The sequence below is a fragment of the Methanoregula sp. genome (assembly GCF_049510175.1).
GTDB lineage: Archaea > Halobacteriota > Methanomicrobia > Methanomicrobiales > Methanospirillaceae > Methanoregula.
This window is the reverse complement of record NZ_JBEKZF010000001.1, coordinates 163478-183031: the sequence shown is the minus strand read 5'-3', so window position 1 is coordinate 183031 and position 19554 is coordinate 163478. Positions and strand designations below refer to the sequence as shown.

Annotated in this window: 16 protein-coding genes; 3 read left to right on the top strand and 13 right to left on the bottom strand. The window is 53.4% G+C overall.

Annotation, left to right across the window (positions count from 1 at the left end; translation table 11 throughout):
* Positions 1–119: 119 nt before the first annotated feature.
* Genes ABSG49_RS00925 through ABSG49_RS00915 form a run of 3 tightly spaced genes read right to left on the bottom strand, consistent with a single transcriptional unit; the run spans position 120 to position 7517 of the window.
* Positions 120–1508, bottom strand: a complete 1389-nt coding sequence (locus tag ABSG49_RS00925) for a restriction endonuclease subunit S (protein ID WP_424024214.1) — start codon at positions 1506–1508, stop codon at positions 120–122.
* A complete protein-coding gene (locus ABSG49_RS00920; protein ID WP_424024213.1) occupies positions 1501–5190 on the bottom strand; it encodes an AAA family ATPase in 3690 nt (1229 codons plus the stop codon). Before ABSG49_RS00920 ends, ABSG49_RS00925 begins: the two co-directional genes overlap by 8 nt.
* The gene (locus ABSG49_RS00915; RefSeq protein WP_424024212.1) at positions 5187–7517 is read right to left on the bottom strand and encodes a type I restriction-modification system subunit M; all 2331 of its coding nucleotides are present in this window, start codon (positions 7515–7517) and stop codon (positions 5187–5189) included. The genes ABSG49_RS00920 and ABSG49_RS00915 overlap by 4 nt, the downstream gene beginning before the upstream one ends.
* A gap of 253 nt (positions 7518–7770) precedes the next feature.
* Between ABSG49_RS00915 and ABSG49_RS00910 the strand changes: the two genes are divergently transcribed.
* Positions 7771–8697, top strand: a complete 927-nt coding sequence (locus ABSG49_RS00910) for a hypothetical protein (protein WP_424024211.1) — start codon at positions 7771–7773, stop codon at positions 8695–8697.
* Positions 8698–8706: 9 nt separating this feature from the next.
* Positions 8707–9351 (top strand): hypothetical protein, encoded by a 645-nt coding sequence (locus ABSG49_RS00905; protein ID WP_424024210.1) that lies wholly within the window; start codon positions 8707–8709, stop codon positions 9349–9351.
* 576 nt (positions 9352–9927) lie between these two features.
* Here ABSG49_RS00905 and ABSG49_RS00900 read toward each other — a convergent pair.
* From ABSG49_RS00900 to ABSG49_RS00855, 10 genes are all read right to left on the bottom strand, one after another.
* The gene (locus ABSG49_RS00900) at positions 9928–10056 is read right to left on the bottom strand and encodes a hypothetical protein (RefSeq protein WP_424024209.1); all 129 of its coding nucleotides are present in this window, start codon (positions 10054–10056) and stop codon (positions 9928–9930) included.
* Between the two features lie 157 nt (positions 10057–10213).
* Entirely contained in the window at positions 10214–10726 is a 513-nt protein-coding gene (locus ABSG49_RS00895; protein ID WP_424024603.1) for a carboxymuconolactone decarboxylase family protein, read from the bottom strand.
* Positions 10726–11664, bottom strand: a complete 939-nt coding sequence (locus ABSG49_RS00890) for a methanogenesis marker 7 protein (protein WP_424024208.1) — start codon at positions 11662–11664, stop codon at positions 10726–10728. Before ABSG49_RS00890 ends, ABSG49_RS00895 begins: the two co-directional genes overlap by 1 nt.
* Positions 11661–12245, bottom strand: coding sequence for a methanogenesis marker 17 protein (locus tag ABSG49_RS00885; protein WP_424024207.1), 585 nt, complete (start codon positions 12243–12245; stop codon positions 11661–11663). The genes ABSG49_RS00890 and ABSG49_RS00885 overlap by 4 nt, the downstream gene beginning before the upstream one ends.
* The gene (locus ABSG49_RS00880; RefSeq protein ID WP_424024206.1) at positions 12246–13484 is read right to left on the bottom strand and encodes a methanogenesis marker 15 protein; all 1239 of its coding nucleotides are present in this window, start codon (positions 13482–13484) and stop codon (positions 12246–12248) included.
* Positions 13481–13927: a methanogenesis marker 5 protein gene (locus ABSG49_RS00875; RefSeq protein WP_424024205.1), complete on the bottom strand. Its 447-nt coding sequence runs from the start codon at positions 13925–13927 to the stop codon at positions 13481–13483. Before ABSG49_RS00875 ends, ABSG49_RS00880 begins: the two co-directional genes overlap by 4 nt.
* A gap of 1 nt (position 13928) precedes the next feature.
* A complete protein-coding gene (locus ABSG49_RS00870; protein ID WP_424024204.1) occupies positions 13929–14387 on the bottom strand; it encodes a methanogenesis marker 6 protein in 459 nt (152 codons plus the stop codon).
* Positions 14384–15916 (bottom strand): methyl-coenzyme M reductase-associated protein Mmp3, encoded by a 1533-nt coding sequence (mmp3, locus tag ABSG49_RS00865; protein WP_424024203.1) that lies wholly within the window; start codon positions 15914–15916, stop codon positions 14384–14386. Before mmp3 ends, ABSG49_RS00870 begins: the two co-directional genes overlap by 4 nt.
* Positions 15917–15924: 8 nt before the next feature.
* Positions 15925–17538 (bottom strand): methyl coenzyme M reductase system, component A2, encoded by a 1614-nt coding sequence (atwA, locus tag ABSG49_RS00860; protein WP_424024202.1) that lies wholly within the window; start codon positions 17536–17538, stop codon positions 15925–15927.
* Between the two features lie 35 nt (positions 17539–17573).
* Positions 17574–18431, bottom strand: coding sequence for an HAD family hydrolase (locus ABSG49_RS00855; protein ID WP_424024201.1), 858 nt, complete (start codon positions 18429–18431; stop codon positions 17574–17576).
* A 58-nt stretch (positions 18432–18489) separates the two neighbouring features.
* Between ABSG49_RS00855 and ABSG49_RS00850 the strand changes: the two genes are divergently transcribed.
* Entirely contained in the window at positions 18490–19452 is a 963-nt protein-coding gene (locus ABSG49_RS00850; RefSeq protein WP_424024200.1) for a ribose 1,5-bisphosphate isomerase, read from the top strand.
* The last annotated feature ends 102 nt before the right edge of the window (positions 19453–19554 follow it).

The following is a 19554-nucleotide window of genomic DNA, read 5'->3' as shown; positions in this document are numbered from 1 at the left end:
TGCCGGAGCTGAGGCCATGAGAATTGGATATCGTGAAGTTCGTTATTCAGATGAGTATAATTATCTTTGAAATCTCTACAGGATATTCTCATTGAGATACGCCTTTTTCCACATATGATTCAATCATCATTCGGCACATCTGGATCAAGAAGAACAGTGTTTTCAAAGGTATCAAAATGATCTTCGATATTCCTTTCAATTTTTACGGTTCTAACATCTATCTTTCCTGTAATAATATCGGAAATAAGCCGAGTACGATATTCTCGAATAAGATCAATTTCGTGAACGGTACGGTTAATGGAGTTTTCAACGACTTTTAATTCTTTTTTTAGGGATTCAACAATTATTTGCTGTTCTTTTAATGGAGGGAGGGGAATTTTCACGTTAGCGAGTAAAAATGTTGAGATTTCATAGAATGTTGTCCCTTTTGACATACTCTGAAGTTCTGGTTGCATAATCTTGAGGAGGAAATAGCCGTATGTAGTATCAAATTTTAGCAAATCTGGAATAATCGACTTACACCCTTGATTTGTACAAAGATCAATATTTCCAACGGCGACATTTCCAACGGGTGCACGAGACGTAATGATGATACTCCCTTTAGGAACGATAACTGTGGAGCAATTCCTAACTCCATTTTGAGTAATTTTTCGAGAGGATGTTGATAATAATTCACTTTTGCTCACATCTTCAGGTGTAATCCAAACAATATCCCCGTTCCAACAAGAAAGATCAGTTGTCGAAGGAGTGGAGCCCCCGACAATCATTTTTGTTACGTACTTTAGCTTTTGAATTTGCCAATGTTCCGGAATATTACCTATCCAATCAATCTCAGATGGTCTGAAGGGGACGTTCGGATCGATGCCGCGTGTTACGGCATGGCTGATTATCTCTAACTTTCGTTCATTTAGGAGATCGATGACTCGATTCTTTGCATGAAGAAATCTATTGAATCGAAATTCAAATGTATTTAAAAAATTTCCAATTAATTGTTGTTCTTGTTGAGGAGGGAATGAGATGAAAGAACGGCTTAATCTCCCATAATCAATATTTTGTCCTTCCCGAATTCCCGTAATAAAGATAGTAAGTTGATCTATGAACAATTTCGATTTAAAGAGGGAGCGGTAGTATCCTTTATTTGCATCAGAGCGGGGTTCAAGAACAGTATATGCAGGACTTATGATTCCCTGATAATGAGCAAACTCAATACCTCCCTGAAATGACCTTAAACTAATGACATAATCTCCTTTTTTTACTAACTTGAGTAAATGGAGATCTTTCATTGCTGTCGTAGTTCTGTTCTCATATAATTCCTTTGGTATAACCCCTTTTGTTTGTGTTGCAGCTAATAATGGCTCATCGGGATATCCTTTCTGTTTCCTCTCGGTAAACAGATACTTCATCTTTCGTAATTCCCAGTGTTTCGGGATTTTACCCAGCCAAAGTAGGTTCGAATCCTTGTATTCCGGATAGGGCTTCAGATCCATCTTCGATATCTGTTCAGGCATGGAAAGCTTCCTTGATAAGTGCAGTGACTTGTCCCATATCCAGCCCGGTGGTACTTGACTCTGTTGTCGTTACAAGCATGCCTGCCTTTCCACCGCCATCCTTTGCCGGGAGAACCTCGTGTTTCTGGTACCATCGCAGTTTCTTATCCCAGCTTTGCCGGTAATCTTCGCGTTCGAGAAGTCCGAGATGTTCCCAGTAGATCGTTCTCCCGGAAATATCATCTTCAATCGTGAAATCCGGGTAACGGGTTTTCCCGCCGAGTGTCAGCGGTTTTTCGTACTCGAAGGCAATGCCGGCATTCCCCAGGGCTTCTGCAATGAGCAGCTCCGATTTCGAACGGACAGCAAGACCTTTGCTGGTTCGGTGGATGAGGCCCTCTTGTAAAAAGACACTCCCTTTTGTTTGCGGGAATTCCAGCATCCGGCATTCGTTGAGGAGATTTGTCATGCGGCGTGCGGTCTCTGAACGATGGGGAGCGGCGAACTCTTTCAACAGGGTCCGGGGTCCCTGGTGCATGATAACAACCCGGTCCTGATGACGGGTGATGGCTGTATAGATCAGTTCACGAGAGAGGATCGGGTGGCCTTCCGGCAGAACAAGAATGACCAGTCTGAACTGACTGCCTTGTGCTTTATGAACAGTGAGTGCATAAGCGAGTTCGAGCTTTGCTTCGCCTTCTTCCCTGAAATCGCTGCTAAAAAATGTATAGGTGAATCCCTTTTGGGATGAAAATTCAACATTCTGGAATTTCGGATAGCTGCCGGTCTTGAAGGGTCCGACAGTGATCCCGATTTCTCCGTTGGCGAGGTAACCAAGGGCACCGGCCTGAGGGTATACCCACCTTCCATCACGGCGATGATTTACAACATTAATCACTTTATCGCCATAAACGATGCGTTCAGCCCCCATGGGTTTGGCAATTGGTCGGTTTGGCCCGCTGGCTAGATTGAGAAACTGCTTACGATATTTTTCATGGATAAGGCGGTTGATATCCAGTACACCGAACGGATTTCCACGGAGGGGACTGAGAATCTGCCAGCGATCAACCGCTTCAACTGCACCGGCCTTTCCATCTCGTATGGCATTAAAATAATCATAATTTCCGGATTTTGTTGCGCCTAATTTCTCGTTAAATCCCCGGATATCATTTTCATCGGATAATTTCAACTCCTCAACAAGAACCGCTATAAGCTTTGATTGGAAATCCTCTGGCTTTTGCCATTCGACAAAACGAATATGCGAAAGCTCATCCGCACCGGCAAAAAAAACATCATCCTCTCCAGCTGAAGGGGCTGTTGTACTGAACCATCGCGCAAGGCAGAGATCCGCCCGTTCTGTTCCTACTTGGCGGCGTTCGATAGTAAGTTCCGCATATCCATTAGCAATACGGGGAAACATGCTTTCATAATTTGCAGGTCGTACTCTTGCAATGATGTCAACAAAGGGTCTTCCTGCACCGATTGGAGGAAGTTGTGCGGGATCCCCAACAAAGATGTAACGTTTTACTCCGGCAAGAGCATCAATTAAAGCTCCGAGCATATCCTCGGTGAGCATGGAAGATTCATCAACAATAACTGTCCCGTACCGATTCTCCTTCGGCCGATCACTCATGAAATAGCGCCCGGAATTCCCATCATAACGACCGAGTCCGTTCAGAAACTGGGCAATAGTCAGCGCTTTTCCGCCATTCCCTCCTGCCAGTTCTTCCATGCGGACCCGTGCCTTTCCCGTGGGTGCTAGGAGCAGTAAGCCATCCCGGTTTATCTCTTTTAGTTTGCAGAGAATTCCAAGGACGGTTGTTTTACCGGCACCCGCCGGACCTGCAAGAACGCTGAATCTTGATTCGGTTAGTTCCTTGAGGGCTGCAGCCTTCTCCACCCGGGCCCGTTGTTCTCCCGGATCGTCGGATATTCCGAACTTTTCATCAATTAATTTCCTCCAGTCCGGGGAAATTGCATGCCGTTGGCCGCCAATACGGCCTAATACTTGTTTCTGGACAAGATCCCGGATCTTTTCATAGCGTTTTAACTGAAGCCCGTTCTCGTTCCCAATTTTCACCGGGGAAACTTCCTGAAATATATCCTGCGATCGGGCCGAGAGAATATCATTGGTAACCGGACATTCAGGCAAAACGGACATTCCCCGGATAGCCTCAACTATCTTATCGAACGAAAGGAGGGTGTTTCCGGAAGATGCAGCATCTTCTAGCACACTGATGATAAACGCCCGGATCCGGCGAACATCGACGGCTGAAGTCAGTTGAGAAGGTTCTTCCAGAGGATGTTTCAGGCGAACTGAATCATCCGGGAATATCCCCCGATCAATCGTCAGGAGATGAATCCTCTCCGGATCGTGACGACTAATTTCGTAAATATGGTACGGATTTTCCAGAATCTCCTTATCGGAGCATGCCCAATGCTTCTTTCCTCGGGATCCTGCATCATACAGGCACTTTGCCTGTTCAGCAGTCAGTTCAAAACGGCTTATCAGTCGTAAGAATTTTTTCCGCTCGACACTCATCCGTGTCCATATCGGAGCCAGTTCATTGATATCGCGGTGAAGCTCTTTGGGCAGTACCTTTGAAGGATTTTGAAAAGCAATGTCAAGCAATGGCCAGGGGTCGGTATTCTCTCCTGCTTTCTGCTGGATAGCATGTGCAATGAATAATCCCTGAGAGAAACCAAACGCTGTGAGGACAGCACCAAACCCGGGATAGGGTCCGCGGACTTTCCAGAGACGGATCAATTCAGTATGAACCCACTGTTGCTGCCAGCCCGTTGCAATTCCCAGTTCGCTTTCCATCCGTTTCAGTGCACGATCGATTGAGAGTAATGCGGCGATTGATCCATCATGAGTAACAAGTTCACTCCCGTACGAGAACTCACCCCAGTGTTCGTCGGGGGCTTTGGCGGTATAGCGTTCGAGATCGAGGGATGGATCAACCTCGGCACGCTTTATAATTTCATAATAGGGTAGGAGGAAACCGTCCCGGTTTTTTGGTCTTATAGAGTGCTGGATGGGACGCTCCCATACCATACCACGCATCCCCTCTCCCTTCCGGTCATACTCAATTAGTGAACCGATATCCTTTATCCGGCCAACCCCGACGAGAATACGCCCGGTCCCTTCGATGAAGGGAACCTGCTTAGCGTAAAACAAACAGATTGATTCCTCTTTACGAAGATGTCCTGCAAAACAATCAAGCAGGGATATCTGGTTTTGATATTCATGAGTCCAGTCTGATTCATAACCCAGTTCCGGCTCACGATCACTGTCCACATCAAGTTCGAAAAGGTCACCATAATAATCCAGATTATCCCTCATCATCCAGTGAAACGGAATAATTCCGGCAGAATACGCGGGATATCTCTGAGGAGTCGGCTGAAAATGGCCATAGGTTTTCGGGCTCCTTTTTGCCAGTGCGTGTTTTTTGATATAAACCATTTCAAACGGGGCCATGAAAGTGACCCGTTCATTGATACAACAGGGTCTTTGATCCGGGGAGAGATCCTCAAAACTGTGCCCCGCAATAGTACGTTCCTGAATCTCGTTTTTTCCTTCAGCAATTGTCTTGAGGTTTACACAGGAACCATTCAGATGGGGGGCTCGACAGACCGTCCCGTCCCATCCTGCATCATGCCAGGGAACACGGACAGAGAGATGGCGTAACGGATAATTCATGTCATACTTCCCATACCGAGAATTTTCTCCAGCAGCCCCTCGCTCTCCCTCTCCACCTTCAGGATGTCCGCCCGGATCTCTTCCAAGGTTCGGAGCAGCTTTGGTTTGTAGAAATACCGGGTGAAGGAGATCTCGTACCCGATCTTAATGGACGACTCATCGATCCAGGCATCGGGGACATGTGGCAGGACTTCCCTGCGGATGAACGCTTCGATACCGCCATCCTCTAGCAGGGGCACCTGCTCGGTGTCGCGGAGATCGCTGTCGGGTTCGTACTCGACAATGGCCTTCTGCCCGTCAATCTTTGTTTCAAAGAGACCGTGGAGGGGATCGGCTTTGGCTTTGCCGGGTTTGTGGATCTTCGCGATGACCGGAGGAGCAGTCTCCTCTCGCCAGCTCACGGCTTTAAGGAGTGTCTTGAGATCAGCGGCGGAGATCTTGATGCCGGCGTCTTTCAGGGTAGCATCAACCGCGCTGCGGAAAACATTGTGATCCGTGAAGAGTTTGTCGCCGATAATCCTGCGCAGTTCCTTTGCGACACGGACAAGCGTGGCGTCCCTCTTCCATGTCTTTTCGTCGAGAATTTTCTTCCTGATCTTCTCGGGAAGGCCTTTCTTTAAAGAAGATTCCTCATCCTCATCTTCCTCATCAGTCCCCCATTCGGCAAGCCGGGTCTCAAGGGCTTTACGTATCTTCGGGAAATCCTCCACAAGGGCATCGTGGAATTCCTCGTAGAGTTGTGCACGGATCTCAGCATCACCGGACGCATACCGCAGGGCCTCCACTGCCTTGGTTGTGAACTGGCTGTGCAGCCGGAGGGGGCGCTCGACCGTCACCTTCCAGTATCCGAAGGCCTCATTTTTGAAGATCTTCGATTGCTCGCTCTCTTTGAACTCAAGGAACAGGGAGCAGATCTGCCGGATGTTCTCCTCTGACAGTTCGCAGTTCTTCTTTCCGAGATTTTTTCGCAACGGTTTGTACCATTCCGTGGCGTTGATAAGCTGGACTTTTCCTTTCCGGTGAGCAGGCTTCCGGTTGGAAAGCACCCAGATATACGTCGCGATATTTGTGTTGTAGAACATATCCAGCGGGAGGGCGATGATGGCTTCAAGCCAGTCGTTCTCGATTATCCAGCGCCGGATATTGCTCTCCCCCTGCCCGGCATCCCCGGTAAAGAGCGAGGAACCGTTGTGGACTTCCGCGATCCTGCTCCCAAGAGGCGTGTCCTGCTTCATCTTGCTGAGCTTGTTCACGAGAAACATCAGCTGGCCGTCGCTGGACCGGGTAACCAGGGAGTATTCTGCATCACCACCATGCGTGATAGTGAACCGGGGATCCCTGAGATCTTTTTTCCCGCCCATCCGTTCGAGATCCTTCTTCCATGATTTCCCGTACGGGGGATTGGAGAGCATGAAATCGAACTGCCGATTGATAAAGGCATCCTGCGACAGGGTCGAGGCATGGTGGATATTTTCAGCTTCCTCACCCTCCCCCTTGAGCAGGAGGTCCGCTTTGTTGATCGCATAGGTCTCCGGATTCACTTCCTGCCCATACAGGTGAATAGCGACCTCTTTGCCGTGAGCTTCTGCAAGGCCTTTCAGCCGCTCCTCTGCAATGGTCAGCATTCCGCCGGTGCCGCAGGCCCCATCGTAGACCAGATACGTACCTGACTCGATAGACTCAGCGATTGGCAGGAAGATCAAATCAGCCATGAGATAAATCACATCACGGGGCGTGAAGTGCTCGCCGGCCTCCTCGTTGTTCTCTTCATTAAACTTGCGGATCAGTTCTTCGAAGATCGTACCCATCGCATGATTGTCGAGACCTTTGATTTTTTCATTACCTGAAGCATCGAAAACAGGATATGGGCTCAGGTTGATAGAAGGTTCGAGGAATTTTTCAATCAAAAGTCCAAGGAGGTCGTTATCCACGAGCGTCAGGATCTGGTTTCGGAACTTGAATTTGTCGAGAATTTCCTGAACATTTGGGGAAAAGCCATCAAGGTATGCTTCGAAATCTGCTTTGAGCTGCTGTTGTTTTGCCCGGGCTTTCAGGTCGCGGAGGGTGAACGGGGAAATATTATAGAACGCCTGCCCTGAAGCCTGACGGAGTGCAGCGTCTTGGTTCGTTATCTTTGCCTTATCGAGCGACTCCTTCATCTTCAGGACCGCAGGTTTCGTCGGTTCAAGAACAGCATCAATCCGACGGATGACGGTCATTGGCAGGATTACATCGCGATATTTACCCCGGACATAATCGTCCCGTAAGACGTCATCTGCAATTCCCCAGATGAAATTCTGAATCCATGTTGTATCCCCGTTACTCATACAGCACTCCACCAATGAGAAAGAAATCCTTGCCGAACGTAAAAAGCAAGGTTAACGCAATTAATCTGAATTATTCACGGATATAATTGTGGAGTGATTAATGTTCCTTGACGAAAAGGATTGTGAAATCATTATCGAATTTCAATCAAAATGTTCAATAGTTCCTGATAGGACCGTTACTTTCGCTTCATACAACAAAACCTTTAATATTCCACTCCTAATATCTAGTGATCCTAATATCTAGGTGACCCTTTTGGTAAAGAACCCCCTGCTGAAATATTCCATCGAGCGTTTGCTCCACGAAGCAAATCCTGAAGGGGGAACCTTTTTTGGGGGTACCGCGTTTAACAAAATGATTTTTTTATTATATAAGCGGCTTCAGGAGAATGATGTTGATCTCAAACTACCCTATTACTGGTATCTTCAGGGCTCATTAATCGAAGAAAACCAATTCGAATCCGATGTGGGTAAATCACGCCTATATTATATCACCTCCGATCACTCCAGCAGGAGAATGATGTCCGTTCCAATAACTTCGATATCTGCTGATGAAAAACAGATTATCGATCAGAATATCCAGACCTTGGTTCAACACTATAAACAGACGAATGGATATTTCAAAAAAGGATATCTTGACTTCCTCCTCGATGATGTATATGAGAAAGCACCCTATGATTTTCAGAGGGCATTTAATCGGAAATTCGTACCGTTCCTAAATTCCTTCAAGACTCCCGCTCGCAGAGAAATTCCCGTTTCATTATCTTTCACTTGTGAAAACATAGAGGCAATCGAAACGTTTCTGGACAACTCACTTCGGGTTTTTCCCAATGAAGACATGGAGCGTATATTCGAAACATATCTCGAATGGGATGACACTGCTCGAATCGCAATTGAGTATGATCAAAAAAGAATTTTTTCCATGACGGATTCTTTCTGGAAAATGTTCTGTAAGAATCTCCGTATAATAAAAAATGAGAACATACCCGACGCTTTAATTCATGAGTGGGATTCGCTTTTTACGTCAACGGTTTTTCCAGAATATCAGGGAACCCTTCATAAATTACGCACATCACTGTTGAAAAAATGGAAAAAGGGACAAGAAGACGATAAGGAAATTGACAATCTGGTAAAAAAATTAAATTTCATTTCCAGAAATCATTTATCCAAATCTGAAAATTGAGATGATATCATGCCCTACTTTTTAGATAGTAACGTTTTCATCGGTTACTATTTCTTTTGTGGAGACATGTGGGGAAATCAGGCAAAAAAGCTTGTTGAAATCCCGGAGCAAAAACATTCGAGCGATCATGTCTGGCATGAATGTTTTGGGGTGGATGGATGCCATGGTAGATGCAAGACAATTTTGCAAGAGATCAAGGATGAATTTTTCAGCGCGATTTCTCTCTTGACAAAAGACAGATATTCTCCAGTCGATCTTTTCTCAGTCGTTACAGAAGAGAAATGGAGAACCATGGATATTATTCAGGAACTCGCTGCAAGGTATGAACATGATATTAAACAGTTGGAACGGAAAATCCGATTCGCCGAGCGAAAATATGAAAGCGATTGTGATGACCGACTCTCGTTATTAAAAAAACCTGCAATAATTCAACTCCACGAACGTGATGTTGAATATCCGGAACTTTTCAGGACTTTAAAATCAGTTATAGAGGATGAGTCAGATGTAGTAATCCTTTTAGATGCCCATCATGTTGGAGGAACTTTAGCTGGCTTGGATTTTGTTTCTGGAGATCATTATCATGTTTACAGAAATAGACAGACGATTATTGATCATACGAACATCGCTAATGTGAGCTTTCTGGATTACTTTTAGTTTGATTTATGCATCGCTCGTAAGTGAACCAAGTGTACACTTACACTATTTTTACCAAATACGTTAACTCCAATTTACTTAGATTGTTGTTCAACCGGACCTTGCTCGAAAATTTTCAACCAGACCCTGCTCAAAATTTTTTGAGCAGACCCTGGTTGCAAAAAGTTAAACAGATCTGCCGGAACGCAAAACCGTGAAACTACACCACCGTCGCAGGAAAAACCGGGAATTGGACCAGACCCTGGTTGAAAATTTTTAACCAGACCGTGATTGAAATTTTTTCAGCAGACTCTGCTCAAAATTTTTTAACCGGACCCTGCCCGAAAAATTTCAACCACCCCCTCAGACCCTGCTTGAAAAAGACGGATATGAAAGTCCGCAGGACTTTCGTGTGCGGCTGCTGAAAATGCGAAGCATTTTCATGCTCCGCGAGCCGATTGACCAGACCCTGCTCAAATTTTTTTAATCTGACAGGTCAACAGACTTGGAAGAGGAGAAGAAACCTTCAGGTTTCTTTGAAGCAGACCCTGGTTGTAAAAAGGTAAAACAGATCCGGAAAAAGTAGGCCGGGGCTTGTCAAATCCCATGGGAATCGCAGAACTCATTGAGCTCGCGGGTCTTCTTATTCCGGATATCGGCGATGCCCTCTTCGATTGCCAGCAGGGTATCCTCGCTGACCGTTTGTCTGTCTGTCTGCGATTTCATGAAACGGATGATCATTTCATCATAGGTGGTGTATGCACATAAGCGATACGGGCGAAAGAGCAGGTAATACGGGAGCTGGTTGCACCGGGTCTGGCGCATGTTTAAAAAAAGGTAAACGGATCCGGAAAAGGCGTATCATGCTAAAAAGAATACGCAGTTACTTCTTCTTTTTTGCAGCTCGTTTCACAGGTGCCTTCTTAGCCGCCCCGTTCTTCTCCACATCCTTCACTTCGCAGGGCACGCACTTCTCCAGCTTCTCGTCGATGATGCGGTAGGCATTGGCGAGCACGGACGAGTTGGAGATCATCCCCGCGAGGAGGATCACTTCAAGGATCTCTTCCCGGCTCGCGCCCATGCGGAGCGCTGCCGTCATGTGGTAGCCGGTACAGTGCGGGCACTTGAGGGCCGCCCCCACCGCCATGCTGATCAGCTCCACGTACTTCGGGTCGAGCGGGCTCGTCTGCGCCACGGTCCCCTTGTACAGGAGGTGGGAGATGAGCACCTCCGGGCGCTCCCCCATGCGCTTGAAGATGAGCGGCACCTTGCCGTACTCGACCTCGATCGCCTTCATCCATTCATCGGCTGTCGCATCTGCGCCCTGCGCCACGATCTGGGCAAGTTTCTCCTCAAACTGGTCCTTCGTGGATAGTGTTGATATCTTCTTTCCCATCATACCACCGTGTTCGTCTCCGAGAACGGGAGGATCTTAACGAGGATATAGTCCCGCATCCGCGAGGGGAGGACTTCCGCAACATCCCCGAGGGTGATCCCGTCCTCGATCTCGATCTTCCGCATCTTCTCTGCAAAGGTGTCGTAGGGCAGCTTGACCCTGAGGCCGGCCATCTGCACGGTCAGGGGTGTCGGCGAGGTCACGTCCAGGATCTCGGGGACCTTCTCGTTGATCAGGCCCATGAGCCGGGCCGGCGAGACCGAGAGGGGATCTTTCGCTATCGAGTCCCGCTTCTCCTCGAGCACCCGGGTGACCTCCGCAACGATCTCGTCCAGCTTATCCAGCTGGTCGGCCTCCTTCGTCCTCCGCATGAATCGGCCGACATTCCCGACATATCCCTCCACCGGCGGGTCGATGATCTTCCTGAGGACCTCAATGGCGGGGCCCCCGCAGAGCACGATCGGCACTTCGATCCCCCGCCGGAGGGTGGGCATCTTGTACTCGATGCAGGTCTCGAAGTTCCCCATGAGGTAGACCGCGATGTCGTGCTCGTTGATCACGTCCCGCTCCTCGTCGTTCAGGCCCGCGATCCGTTTCCCCGGGCCCCGGGCGAGGCTGACCATGTTGCTCTTGGCACCGTTCCGCCGGACATACTCCGCGATGTCGCAGGACGGGTGGGGCAGGTGGTGGATCTCGAGGCTCATGGAAACAACCGCGATCTCCGTGCCGACCAGGGGGGAATCGGTCACTTCCCCGAAGAGGGGCTTGGAGATCTGGCGGATCAGCTCGATGTCCTCCCGCGGCACGAAGCACTGGAGCACGACATCCGCCGCGATGATGTGCTTCTGGACGATATAGCCGCCCAGGTCCTCGATCAGGTCGATGACGATATCGTGCTGGTAGATCCCGCCCTTGTAGGTGACCGGCACGAGCGTCATGGGGGCACCTCGCCCATCAGGGCAAACTTCTCTCTGACGAGCGTGCTGATGTCCTCGGCCAGCGTGTTCTCGCTTGCGACAAAGAGGAATTTGCTGCCCGTGAAGGTCTCGCTCCTGAGCCGGAAGCCCTCGGGGGCGATGCACCGGAGGGCATAGATGAGGTCCTTGTGCAGCGACACGCTCGGGTCGGCAACGACGATCTCCTCGATCTCCTTGGGCTGTGCAGGGACATTGTACAGGATCACCGTGAACCGGTCGGGCTGCTCGACCTTCTCCTTGCCGAACCGCTCCCAGAAGATCTTCAGCATCGGTGCCAGGTAGGTCTCTTCGGAGATGACGAGCGTCATCTTACCCTCCTGCGGGTTGACATTCGCAAAATCCCCTACCCGGACCACGGTCGTGATCTTGTTCAGGACACCGACGGCGATGAAGACCGGTATTTTGGGATCGATGAAGATGTGGAGTTTGTTCACCACTTTCAGCAGGTTCTGGTCGAGCAGGACGTCGTTGGCGATCTGCTTGTAGTACTCGCCACCCAGCGCCTCGGGACATTCCACATCAAAGTACTCGACAGATAACATTTAATCGTCCCTGATGAATCCTGATGCGAGGAGCGCTGACCCGACGGCACCGATATACTGGGAGTGGGGGGGCACGACGATCTTCGTCTGCAACAGCTCGCCCATCGCGTGGACGAGCCCTTCGATGAGCGACGTGCCGCCGACCATGAGCACCGGCTCCTTGATATCCACTTCCTGCAGCTGCTGCTCGAAGACCTGCTCTGCAACGCTGTGGCAGGCCGCGGCCGCCACGTCCTCACGGGTGCTCCCGGCAGCAAGGGCGTTGACGAGGCTCTGGGTGCCAAAGACAATACAGTAACTGTTCATCGGCACGCGGCCGCCGAACCCTTTCATGGACAGCGGGCCGAGTTCGGTGATATCGACGCCGAGACGTTTTGCCGTCATCTCGAGGAACCTCCCGCTCGCCCCGGCGCAGATCCCGCCCATCGTGAAGACACCGGGGATACCGTCCATGACCGATATCGCCTTGTTGTCCATACCCCCGATATCGATCACCGTTGCCGGCCCGTGCTGCCGGTCCGCGAGGTAGACCGCCCCCTTCGAGTTCACGGTCAGCTCTTCCTGGATGAGGTCTGCCTTGATCGCCTTGCCGACAAGGAACCGCCCGTACCCGGTGGTACCGGTTGCCTGGACATCGTCCAGCGTGATGCCGGCTTCCTGGAGTGCGTGATCGATCACGCCCTGCGCACTTTTCAGCACTTCCATCGTGGGCTGCCAGCCGGTCCCGATGATCCGGTTGTCCTTCATCACGATCGCTTTCGTTGTCGACGAACCTGAATCGAGTCCGAGGGTGATACCCTGTTGCGTCTCGCGGGCGAGGAGGGCACGCCGCCGCGCAATGGTGGACAGGGCCTCCATCCTCGTCAGGAGCGTGCCGGCCGTGGTCCGCTCGGTGAAGGAGTAACTGACGACCGGCAGTTTCGAGTGCTCGTGGATATAGCGCCGGAGCTCGTTTCTCACGATCGCGGCCTCGGCACACCGGAAGCAGGTGGCGATGAAGACCGCGTCCGCCTCCACCCGCCCGTCGACAAGGGCCCTGGCCCGGGCAATGGCGAGCTTGAGGTCGGGGCTCCGCACGTCCAGCCCGAACAGATCGAAGTCCCGCTGGATGTCCTTGAGGGCGATATCCGGGAAGAAGATCTCCCCGTTGACCTCGTGTGCCGCGGCTTCGATCTCATGCTGGACACCGGAATAGTCCGGGCCGCAGGAGAGCTGGGCAATCCGTACGGGGGCTGTCATTTCTTACCCCCGAGTCCGTCAAGGAACCGTTTGATCACGGCCACGAATTTCACGCCCTCTTCCTCGTTCTTCGGGTAGTTCAGGTCGAGTTTTGGGATATCCTTCTGGCGCAGGAGGAACTTGATCAGTTCGTTGGTCCGGGCACAGCCCATGCACCCGAACGAGAGGTCCGCATCGTTGATGATGATCGCGGCCTCGCACTCCCCGATCATCGGGCCGTAGAGCGACATGCGCCCCCGGACGCCGCTGGGGACCTCCACGGCCGCCCACTTCAGCCCCTTCTTGGGCTCTTCGGGCGTGATCTGGAGGGGCGGGGATTCGAGTCCTGCGGTCTGGATGCGTTCGCGGATGGCGACGGCCGACGAGAGCGGGGTGTGGCCGTGCCGTGCTACCAGGTCAGTGAGGATCAGGCTCGTTGCGGGATAGATGAATACTTTTGCCATTTCAGGACTCCTGTGCATCGATCAGTTTTTTCAGCGTGGCGATGTCGATCGCCTTGTGTTCGAGCGGGTTTTCCGGTGCGGGAACGGTTGACTCGTCCCGTTTCTTCAGCTCTTCGAGCCCGTGGGAGACATAGGGAATGACGGTCATCTCGAACTCCAGGCCATGGTATCCCGGGCGTGCCCCGCCGAGGTTTGCCCGGCAGCGCCGTGAATCGCCCGGCGGGAACCCCCGGTCCTTGACAAAGATATGGTCCGGGTCCACCTTGCGGAGCTCGCTCACGATCCGGTCGACCTCCTCCTCTTTGCCATTAACGACGAGACCAAAACAGGTCTCCTTGATCATTGCCCCGTTCGAGATCTCGTACCCGCGGATCGCCAGGTCCGCCGGCGTGACATCGAACGATTCCACGACCACGTATTTTGTCACGGTGCCAACTAGGGTCGGCGTATAGCCGGTCATCGTCTCACTTCCCTGATATACACAGTCTCCCGCTCCTTCACGTTCTTCAGTTTCTCTTTATCGATCACGCGCCCGATGATGTTCGTCCCCTCGAAAGGTTCCGATGTCGGGCCGAACTCCTTGTTCGTGGACATACGGACCCCGACAAGCCCGGTCCCTTTCCGTGAATCGTTGGTGATGGCAAGTGCGGCTGCCGGGACCTCGTCCACGGGCTGGTTTTCCGGAATGATCCTGGTGCCGGGATCGATCGCCGGCTTGAACAGGACCACGTCGTCGAACTTGAAGAAGACCGGCATCATGCCGGCATCGTGCTCCTTAAGGCCGGTGAAGCGCCGGAACACCTCACAGCTCAGGGGAGCCGCGGCATCGTCAAGTTCGATATCGATCACCTTGTCGATGGGGGCCGTATTCACGGTCACGAGCCGCTCGTTGAGGACATCCAGGGTTGTCCCGGGTTCCTGGGAAACGACGATCCGGTCGCTCCCGTTGTTGTCGGACTTCAGCGCAACTCCTGCTGCCGCTGCGATCTCCCGTGCCTTCGCGAGGGGCCGGCCGAGAAGGTCGATCCGTGCAGGTGTGACGGTGACGGACAGGACATCATGCTCTTTTGCCAGTTTTGCAAGTTCAATGCCGTGGACGACCTGCCCGACCACATTATGGGCAGGACTGCTCGGGACATCCGCCCGGTAGATATAGATCCCGCCGGCCGATCTCCCGGTATTCCGCACGGTGACGGTACCCTCCCGCCGCGGGTGCCGGTGCTCCTTCCCGATATCATCGGCGCCGGCAAGACGCGGGTCAAGGATATGCGTGGTCGCTGCACGCCCGACCGTAAATTTTCCGGACTGGAGCGCGTGGAGCAGGTGCTCCACGCTGCCGGCGGCCTCCGTGGTGATCCGGTCCGGTGTATATCCCTGGGCGACGATCTCCATCCGGGTCACGAGCTGCATGCCGTCTTCGAGCACCAGGTCCGGATCTGTGGTGGTGAACGACCTGCTGGTATCCGCCCAGCTGACGACCGGTTCAATCCGTATTACCCGGTCGCCGGTCGCAAAACGGTCCAGCATCCCCCTGCCACTGACGACTTTTCCGAGGATGCCCCCGCTCTCATCGGCCCCATGGTCTGCCGAGTGCCGGGTCTTCGCAAAGATCAGGTACGACCGCTCCGGCTCATACCCGCCACACCCGAGGATCACATCGCCCCGCTCGTAGAGATGGGGCTTTCGCACCGGTCGGACGGATGACGGGAACGGCCCGAACGCAGCGGCATACCGGTCGCTCCAGTGGAGTGCAAGCCTGCCGGTCATGTCCGGTGACTCGAGGAAACCGGTCTCCTGCCCGGCCAGCATCTCGATGATAATTTCCCCGGCCGTTGTACTGATCGCGAGGTTCGCGGTCTTTGTCTGTTCCTGCGTTGCCGGGCGGATGATGCCGACAGCACAACCGGCGGGGTGTTCGGACAGGATGGAAGAGAGCCTGATCCCCTCCTCGCACTCCAGCCTCTTCCCGTCAATGTGGATGGTGATCACGCGTCACCTCAGGCCGTGGGCTGGCTCATGACCTTCTTCTCGTCCTCGGTAAGGATAGCGAGGACATCGGCAGTCTTGCCGATCTGGATGATCTTCCCGCCCCGCATGAGAGCAAGCCGGTCGCAGATGTCCCGCACGAAGTCCATGTCGTGGGAAACGACAATGAACGTCTCGTCCATCTCCTCCCGGGAATGCATGATGGAGTGCTTCACATCGATCTTCGTAATGGGGTCCATCGTGCCCGTCGGCTCGTCGAGGATCACGATACGCGGCTCCCGGATCAGGACCTGCGCGAGCGCGACCCGGTGGCGTTCCCCTTCGGAGAGCTGGGAGGGCATGCGGTCGAGGATCTCCTGGCTCTTCTCATCCGTGAACCCCGCCATCTTCAGGGTCACGAGGGCCTTGCGCATCGCCAGCTCCTTCGGGAATTCGAGGCCGATCGCGTCCGTCAGGTTGTCGAGCACGGTCCTGTGGGGGAAGAGGTCGTACTCCTGGTGGAGGAGCCCGATATACGCGGTCGCCCGCCCCCGCTGCTCAATGCCCGGCTTGGTCATGTCGACCCATTCGTCTCCGATGCGGATGTTGATCTCCCCGCTCGTCGGCTCGATGAGGCCTGCGATGATGCCCGAGAGCGTGGTCTTTCCCGCCCCGCTCTTCCCGATGATACCGAAGATCTCCTTGGTATAGACTTCAAAGGAGACGCCGTTGACGGCTTTCACGACACCGCGGTCAACAGAGATGTACCGCTTGAAGAGATCGCGTGCGACGATGACCTTGTCCCCGAATTTTGTTTCCTCGAATGTCTCGGTATCATCGCAGCCCTTCATGAACTCCTCGATCACGTCTTTGGGCGTCCCGATCTTCGCGATACTGCCGTCGACAAGCAGCATCGCCCGGTCTGCGACATCCTCGATCACCTGCGAGAAGTGGGAGGTGACGACGATGCCCATGTTGTTGGCCTTTGCAGCATCGGTGAGCACAGCGTGGACGACCTGTGCGGTTCCCGGGTCGAGCGTACCCGTGGGCTCATCGGCAAACAGCATGAAGGGCTCTTTTGCGAGCTGCCGGGCGAGCACGACCCGTTGTTTCTCGCCTCCGGAGAGGTCGCGGGCGATATGCATCATACGGTGGGAGAGTTTCACCTGGTCGATGAGATCCGCGGCCCGGTTGATCGCATTGTCCGGCGGGTAATCGATATCATCGAGCGCGTGAAGGACGTTCTCGATGACCCGGTCATCCCCGTACAGGGCAAAGGTGCGCTGGAACATGATCGCGGTCCGGCGCATCAGGCGCCGCGTCAGGTTCTCGTCCTTCTCGTTCCAGAGATCGATATCGAGAGCCGTCAGGATGGCGCCGCAATGGGGGCAGGGCTTTCCCGCGGAACTGCCCACACCCAGGTAATCGCACCCGCCGCAGGCTGCCACGTGGTAGATGATGCGCCCGCTGGTCGGGGGCTGCTCGACCCCGCGGATGAGGTGCATCAGGACCGTCTTACCGGCGCCGCTCCTGCCGATAATCCCGAGGATCTCCCCCTCGCCAATCTCAAAGGAAATATTCCTGAGGACCCTCTCGCCGTCAAAATCCATGGAGAGGTTGTCGACCGTGATCAATGGTGCCTTCATAGTACCCTTATACCTAATGTGACAGAAGTATCATATTACCTTTTATATGATACATCACAGCCGTCACGATCGCAAATTTTCCCGGACCTGAGCAGATCCTGCACGATCACCGTAACGTCGCTGACATTTTTCACGACATGGTCGGCTGCCTTGTACAGTTCCTCGGGGCGATCGCCCGGCTGCTGGAGGGTGAGGATCGAGATATCGGCAATCCGCATCGCCGCGAGATCGTTGATCCCGTCCCCCACCATCACCACCTGGTCGTACTCCTGCCGGAGATCGCTGATGATCTGCGCCTTGACCGTGGGCGTTGCGACCCCGTACACCCGGTCGTGGGGGATGCCGAAGTGATCGGCCATCTTCTCGAGTTTGGTGACCCGGTCCCCGGATGCGATGAAGGTCGGGACGCCCATCCGGTGCAGGGCGGTGATGGTCTCTTTTGCGCCCTCGAACGGCCAGCCCCCGGCGGTGAGGGTGAACTCGATTGCCTTGTGCGCCATATTGATGATCGCCCCGCTGTTGAGCGTGACCATGTACTCCTGTTTGCACATCGACCAGACATTGCGGATGCATTCCTGGAGGTCGCCGACCCGGGCCCGTCGGTCGGCGTAGAGGACGTCGCCGATGTCCTCAGCGGTGATGATCTTCCGGGTGCAGCTGACGCCAAAGCCGATATTTTTAGCAACAAGGTATGCGGAAAGAAGGGTATCCCCCGGGATTGCCATGAGGTCCTTGGAGTGGACCGGGAGGAGAATGAGCACCCGGTCGGGAGAACTGAACGTGAGCGTCGTCGTCTCGATACCGGGGAGCAGTTTTCTGTTGCAGATGTCCTTTGCGACCCGGTAGGTATTCATGAGCGTTCCGGCACTGTCAAAGACCACGGCAACCGACATCGGGGGCACCCTGCAATAACTCTATGTATTTCCCTGATACATGGGATCAATGAAGCTGATGTTCGTAACTGAAACCGCAGAGAAGATAAAGAGCATGGAGATCCGGGGTGCCGGCAGGATTGCCCGTGCGGCGGCCGAGGCCCTCCGGGACCATGCCCTGGCTGTCAAAGCACCGACGAATGCTGCGTTCCGTCAGGAGATGGAGCGGGCGGCAGCCGAGCTTGTCGCGACCCGCCCGACTGCGGTCTCGCTCCCGAACGCGGTCCATTTTGTCATGGCAGGCCTCGATGCAGCGAAGACCGTAAAAGAGGCACGGACGGCCGTGGTCAGTCGCGCCGGACAGTTCATCGAATCCTCCCGGCATGCCGTGGAGAAGATCGCGGAGTTCGGTGCCCGGCATATCCGGGACGGGGACGTGATCCTCACGCACTGCAACTCGGAGGCGGCGCTCGGGTGCATGATCGCGGCCCACCGGCAGGGAAAGGAGATCGAGGTCTTCGCAACGGAAGTGCGGCCACGGAACCAAGGCCTCATCACGATCCGGACCCTGAACGATGCCGGGATAAAAACGAACTTCATTGTCGATTCCGCGGTCCGGTCCTTCATCCACGATGTCGATCTCGTGATGGTCGGGGCGGATGCGGTGACGGTCAACGGGGCCGTGGTGAACAAGATCGGGACCTCGCAGGTGGCCCACACGGCCGCGGAGGCCCGCGTGAACGTGATCGTGGCAGCCGAGACCTACAAGTTTGCGCCCCGGACGGTGGTCGGAGAACTGATCCAGATCGAGGAACGCCCGCCCGGCGAGGTGCTTGCAGATGCAATCGCACAGACCCTCCCGCACGTCAGGGTCCGCAACCCGGCCTTCGATGTGACCCCGGCAGAATATATCGATCTCATCGTCACGGAACAGGGAGCAATCCCGCCGCAGATGGCGTACGTGATCATCCGGGAGTATTTGGGCTGGGACATCGGGGAGTTCCACAAGGCATTCGACCTGAACGGGGGCCACGAGGACTGATCGCATGTGCACCCGTTCCCGGGTGCCGATGCCTTTATGGAAGGGCAGAACGCTTGAGCTGTATACAACGGCAGCGCTCCGTATCAGGGCGTGTGGAAAGAA

What these genes read in the sequence shown, in the direction of transcription:
- ABSG49_RS00925 (WP_424024214.1), bottom strand. Translation starts at nt 1,508, where the DNA reads ATGCCTGAACAGATATCGAAGATGGATCTGAAGCCCTATCCGGAATAC.
- ABSG49_RS00920 (WP_424024213.1), bottom strand. Translation starts at nt 5,190, where the DNA reads ATGAATTATCCGTTACGCCATCTCTCTGTCCGTGTTCCCTGGCATGAT.
- ABSG49_RS00915 (WP_424024212.1), bottom strand. Translation starts at nt 7,517, where the DNA reads ATGAGTAACGGGGATACAACATGGATTCAGAATTTCATCTGGGGAATT.
- ABSG49_RS00905 (WP_424024210.1), top strand. Translation starts at nt 8,707, where the DNA reads ATGCCCTACTTTTTAGATAGTAACGTTTTCATCGGTTACTATTTCTTT.
- ABSG49_RS00900 (WP_424024209.1), bottom strand. Translation starts at nt 10,056, where the DNA reads ATGAAATCGCAGACAGACAGACAAACGGTCAGCGAGGATACCCTGCTG.
- ABSG49_RS00895 (WP_424024603.1), bottom strand. Translation starts at nt 10,726, where the DNA reads ATGGGAAAGAAGATATCAACACTATCCACGAAGGACCAGTTTGAGGAG.
- ABSG49_RS00890 (WP_424024208.1), bottom strand. Translation starts at nt 11,664, where the DNA reads ATGACGCTCGTGCCGGTCACCTACAAGGGCGGGATCTACCAGCACGAT.
- ABSG49_RS00885 (WP_424024207.1), bottom strand. Translation starts at nt 12,245, where the DNA reads ATGTTATCTGTCGAGTACTTTGATGTGGAATGTCCCGAGGCGCTGGGT.
- ABSG49_RS00880 (WP_424024206.1), bottom strand. Translation starts at nt 13,484, where the DNA reads ATGACAGCCCCCGTACGGATTGCCCAGCTCTCCTGCGGCCCGGACTAT.
- ABSG49_RS00875 (WP_424024205.1), bottom strand. Translation starts at nt 13,927, where the DNA reads ATGGCAAAAGTATTCATCTATCCCGCAACGAGCCTGATCCTCACTGAC.
- ABSG49_RS00870 (WP_424024204.1), bottom strand. Translation starts at nt 14,387, where the DNA reads ATGACCGGCTATACGCCGACCCTAGTTGGCACCGTGACAAAATACGTG.
- atwA (WP_424024202.1), bottom strand. Translation starts at nt 17,538, where the DNA reads ATGAAGGCACCATTGATCACGGTCGACAACCTCTCCATGGATTTTGAC.
- ABSG49_RS00855 (WP_424024201.1), bottom strand. Translation starts at nt 18,431, where the DNA reads ATGTCGGTTGCCGTGGTCTTTGACAGTGCCGGAACGCTCATGAATACC.
- ABSG49_RS00850 (WP_424024200.1), top strand. Translation starts at nt 18,490, where the DNA reads ATGTTCGTAACTGAAACCGCAGAGAAGATAAAGAGCATGGAGATCCGG.